Source organism: Paenibacillus sp. Soil724D2, assembly GCF_001427935.1.
In the GTDB taxonomy this organism is placed as follows: Bacteria; Bacillota; Bacilli; order Paenibacillales; family NBRC-103111; genus Paenibacillus_E.
Genome location: NZ_LMRY01000053.1, coordinates 1 through 4,920, shown reverse-complemented (window position 1 = coordinate 4,920; position 4,920 = coordinate 1). Strand labels below are relative to the sequence as shown.

Annotated in this window: 4 protein-coding genes; 1 reads left to right on the top strand and 3 read right to left on the bottom strand. The window is 44.2% G+C overall.

Annotated features, from left to right (window positions below; genetic code table 11):
* Window positions 1-386: 386 nt before the first annotated feature.
* The 3 genes from ASG85_RS30330 to ASG85_RS30320 form a co-directional block, all read right to left on the bottom strand.
* Complete coding sequence (locus ASG85_RS30330; protein WP_060648713.1) at window positions 387-1,220, bottom strand: AraC family transcriptional regulator; 834 nt, start codon at window positions 1,218-1,220, stop codon at window positions 387-389.
* A gap of 77 nt (window positions 1,221-1,297) precedes the next feature.
* The gene (locus ASG85_RS30325) at window positions 1,298-2,032 is read right to left on the bottom strand and encodes a phytanoyl-CoA dioxygenase family protein (protein ID WP_235550262.1); all 735 of its coding nucleotides are present in this window, start codon (window positions 2,030-2,032) and stop codon (window positions 1,298-1,300) included.
* Between the two features lie 207 nt (window positions 2,033-2,239).
* Window positions 2,240-3,178 carry a 6-bladed beta-propeller gene (locus ASG85_RS30320; RefSeq protein WP_060648711.1) on the bottom strand — a complete coding sequence of 313 codons (939 nt, stop codon included), beginning with the start codon at window positions 3,176-3,178 and terminating at the stop codon, window positions 2,240-2,242.
* A 302-nt stretch (window positions 3,179-3,480) separates the two neighbouring features.
* Between ASG85_RS30320 and ASG85_RS30315 the strand changes: the two genes are divergently transcribed.
* Complete coding sequence (locus ASG85_RS30315) at window positions 3,481-4,425, top strand: alpha/beta hydrolase (RefSeq protein WP_060648709.1); 945 nt, start codon at window positions 3,481-3,483, stop codon at window positions 4,423-4,425.
* Window positions 4,426-4,920 lie beyond the last annotated feature (495 nt).

Genomic DNA, 4,920 nt, shown 5'->3' with positions numbered 1-4,920 from the left:
ATTCTATAAAGCAATGTAACTGTTAGCACAAAGAAGCAATCTTACGAAAATTGGCTTTTTTAACGGGAAGACTCCAGAATTCGGGGGCCTAGCCGAAAATACAACAATTCTAGCCAAAAGTAGCCCTATTCCCTTTAAAAAGGCTGAATTGTTGTACTGAATACAACATCTTTTAGCTTGCCCCGTAGGAATCGAGGAAATTGTTGTACACCGTACAACTTTCCATCTCAATTTCTAATTCACTAACTTCCCATTTCTATCACAGCTCTCAAAGTGCGCGAATCCCGGGCACGCGTTATACACTGTATGGCGGTATGTTAAAACCCCAACAAAATAAATAAGCCCCTATTTTGTATGGCTACAAAACAGGGGCATTTTCCACAATCTTACTTCTGAAAGGTTCTCGGCGAGCTCCCGAACTTTTGTTTGAAAGCTCGTTCGAAGTGGGTTAGCGTATTAAATCCGGATGCATAGCAAATCTCTGTGACAGGTATATCCGATGCCATTAACAAGGATTTAGCAAAGTTCAAACGCAGTCCTTGTAAATAAATCTGGAATGGAATACCTGTCATTTTACGAAATGCTTGACTGAAATAATTAGGTGCCAAAGCAGCTTGTTTGGCTGCGTCCTCTAATCGTAGTGGATCACGAAAATGGTGATGAATATAGACAAGAGCTCTCTGAATCGAACGATGCTGCGCTTCTACATCCTTTTCATCGATACGTGGGTGCTGTTGATTATAGGCTCGAAAAAGGGTAAGAAGAATCCGCTCTAGCGCACCTTTCACCATCATTTGCTGACCTGGCATCCAATTATGGGCCTCACTGCTAATCAGGTGAAATTCGGACTCTATCATGTCAAAGTTGACATCCATATCAAACATATATTCGGCAAATTGTTGAAACATCAGCTCTCTTATGTCTTCTCCAAGAAATTCACCGGAGAAAACAAGGTTGTAAATATCCATGGGTTCATCGGGAAAAGAATAGATCTCATGAAAATCAGCTGGTGTGAGTAAAAAAAGACTTCCCCTGGTAAGCTGATGCTCCGTTCCATTAACAATGTTGACTCCTCTGCCACGGAGAACAAAGCAAAGCTCATAAAATTCATGCCAATGCAGGGAGTGGTGCTCGGAGTTAATGTGTTGAAAGTAAATTTGAAAGGAGGTGGAGGGATCAATAAATTGGGCATTCGTTAATCTAATCGGTTGTTTCTTCATACCTGCCCTCCGCCTCCATTTTTCCATTTATTATAGCACAATGAGACACACCATAAATCGGCTATTGCAGCTGTCTTTTATACGTTAGCATACGTATTTCCTGCTAGATCTTGACCACGTGCCAACCATACTTTAAAGTTTCGATTTTTCTCTGGATACACTTGAGTTTCGGTTGAGAAATAACGCATGGTATATCCACAACGACGGTTTTCACTTTTGTTAGGATCTGCACCATGAATGATGCGCGAGTCATGCAGCGAGCATTGACCTCTCCGTAATTCGAAGTGAACAGCTGTTGATGTATTCATGTTTTTAATTTGCGTATTAAACAGATTCTGGGAGCCATCTACACTTTCATACTCTGAGAAACCGTTGTTATGTGTGCCGGGAATAACTTGCATGCAGCCATTTTCCTTCGAGCTATGATCGATAGCGAGCCAAACCGTAACGATTTTATCAAATGAACTAACCCGGCCTTTCCAATAAGCTGAATCCTCATGCCATGGTGTTGCCCTGCCAATAAAGGGGTCTTTGCAAATAAAATGGCTGGACCATAGACCAATATTCGGTCCAATAATAGGCTCCACGAGATCCAGTACTTCATCAGACAAGAGGAATTTGAGCAGGCGTTCTTCGCGGAAATGAGGTGTGTCCAGCTCGTCGGACAGTTTACTTCCTTTTTGCTTCAGTTGATCTTCAAATATATCCGTCAATTCAGCTAACTTCTCTGGTGAAAACAGCTGCTTTTCATAAAGTAAATACCCATTTTTCTTATAAAATTCGACTTCTTCATTGGTTAATTTACTCAACATAATCCCTCCTAAAAGTGGCCCTTATCAACAAATTAACTATAGCGCACATGTAGGACAACAGGCTTATCGTTTACTCAGAAAAAGTTAGCTTATCTTAAGGTAAAGCAAGAAAAACCGAGGCTACTAATCGATCACAAGAAAAAAAGCCACTCTTGGAAGAGTGACTTTGTTCCTGCATGATAGTATCACGATGATTATAACAAACAATTACCTGCGAGCGAGCTTGGTCAAGCGCCCATCCGAAATCCACTCGGCCACGTACACATCCCCACGCGAATCAACACAGATACCATGCGGAGAACTAAATTTGTTTGCTCGATAATAAGCTTTATCTAGATTAGGCCATCCCTCTTGCGATTTAGCTTGACGATCCTCACCCAAGTGCGCAATTAATCTATCATGTTTATCGAATACCGTTACACGGCTGAATAAGTCCGGAAAATACATTTCATCCTTGTAGAAATAGAAGCTGCATGGCATATCCATATCATGATCAAAGGTGCGTTTGAATTGACCATCGAGTGTAAACACTTGGATCCGATGATTGCCCCGATCCGCAACATAAAGTTCTGGTTCTCCGCGTCGTAAATCAACGGAAATACCATGTGGACAAGCGAATTGCCCCATTTCTGAGCCTTTTCCTCCCCATGAGCGAATATAGTCACCAAGAGCATTATATTGATGCACCCAGCTTTGGCCATAACCATCTGAAATATAAATATCGCCATTCGGCGCTACAGCCACATCCGTAGGCACAAATTTGTGTTCAGCATCATAAATCTCAGGTAGATCAGGCGTGCCGATTGTTAGCAAATGTTCGCCGGTTAATGTTGTTTTAACCATAATCCCTTTGTCCGTGTCGGTCACATAAAGGAATTCGCCACCTGCTTCTTTGTGCAGATAAAAGCCGTGCGCACCTCCTTCGAATTCTTCGCCCCAAGCATTCAAATATTGCCCATTGCGGTCAAATACTAGAACAGAAGGCGTTCCGGTATGGAACAAATAAAAGCGATCCGCACTATCAACTTCAATTCCGTGTGTGTAACCTAGTGTGACGTTTTCGGGCACTTTGGCCCAATTCGGAATAACTTCATAGTTATGTGACGTATTACCTGCTTGAAGGGCACTCAGAGATAGCGCTTCCAATTTATCCACATCCTTTTTCTACTTATTTCCTTTCATAATAACATTTAATTATTGCTGTGTACTAGTTCAAATGTTGAAAGCCAGTTACATTCAAGAGAAAAGCAAGATCTTGCTTAAAGGGAAAATGACCTCAGAATATTTCGAAAATGGATATAATCCTGTGAATCAGGGCAACCTATTGAGTGCCTTTTCGACGGAAGAGAGATTCAAACTTAGGTTCAGCGTTTACATAGTAGTAGGCATTTGAATCAATAATCGATGATGTTAATCCATACGTGAACACGTCAAAGGAGGAACTATCCATGCCAAACAAAATTCATCTTGAAGCCGCCGCGCAGAAATTCGCAGATGATACTGCAAAACCGCCATTTCTTTTCGATCTAGGTCCTGAAAAAGGGCGCGAGACTGTTGACAAGGTGCAATCCGAGCCTGTCCATAAAGAAGCTGTCGACATGCAAGATCTCACAATCGCAGGCGGCCCGCGCGGTGAGGTATCCGTGAGAATTCTGCGACCAAAGAAATCACCGCCGACACTCCCCGTTATCCTATACATCCACGGTGCTGGATGGGTCTTCGGAAATTCACATACACATGATCGCTTGGTCCGGGAGCTTGCAGTTGGTGCTCAGGCAGCCGTCGTATTCCCCAACTATAGCCTTTCGCCTGAGGCCAAGTATCCAACTGCACTCGAGGAGATCTATACTGTCCTCCAATGGATAGCCAATAATGCAAAAGAGTACGGCTTTGACGCAGAGTGTCTCACTATTGCAGGCGATAGTGTTGGCGGCAATATGGCCGCAGCCATTACATTGGTCGCCAAGGAACGCAAGGGGCCGCCCATCCACAAGCAGCTGCTGTTCTACCCTGTAACCGATGCATCCTTCGATACGGATTCCTATGAGCAGTTCGCAACAGGCTACTTCTTACGTCGTGATGCGATGCAGTGGTTTTGGGATCAGTACACGTCCGATCCCCGCGAACGAGCGGAGGTGACGGCATCCCCGCTGCGAGCTACGCTCGAGCAGCTCAGCTGCCTCCCGCCCGCGCTGATCATCACGGGTGAAGCCGACGTGCTGCGCGATGAAGGCGAAGCCTACGCGAACAAGCTTCGCGAAGCCGGCGTGCCCGTCACGTCCGTGCGCTTCCAAGGCATCATCCACGACTTCGTGATGCTCAATGCCTTGGCCGACACCGCTGCCGCGCGCGGTGCCATGATGCTCGCCAAAGCTTGGCTGCGAGAATCATAACAGCAGCCTGCGGTGCAAGCAGGCCAACACAAATAAGCAGAGGCACAATCCACCAGTGGATGTGTCTCTGTTTCTTTCATAGATGAGCATTGTTCTGTATAGATGCTCGGAACCGTATTTCCTCCATATGGTGATACAAGCAATGTTCTACTTCCTTCTTATGAGCTGCTCAAAGCAATGTTGTGCTCCCTATATATAAGTAGCACAAAATAATGTTGCACTCCCCTTATATGGGCTGCTCAAAGCAATATTGTCCTCCCCCCGCGTGGGCTACGAAAAAGCAAAGTTGTATTCTGTACAACATTAAGCTAGCTAATTAACGATATCCCTTCGATTGTTGTAGAATGTACAACATTTCCTCCAAAAAGCAGCTCCAAAGCATGAAATACGGTTAAATTCGGTCTAACCCCCTAATACTGGACACTAGTCGACTAAAGCAACAGATTACTTATTAAATTGCGAGTTTAAACGGCTTTACTTCATTTTTCTTTAACT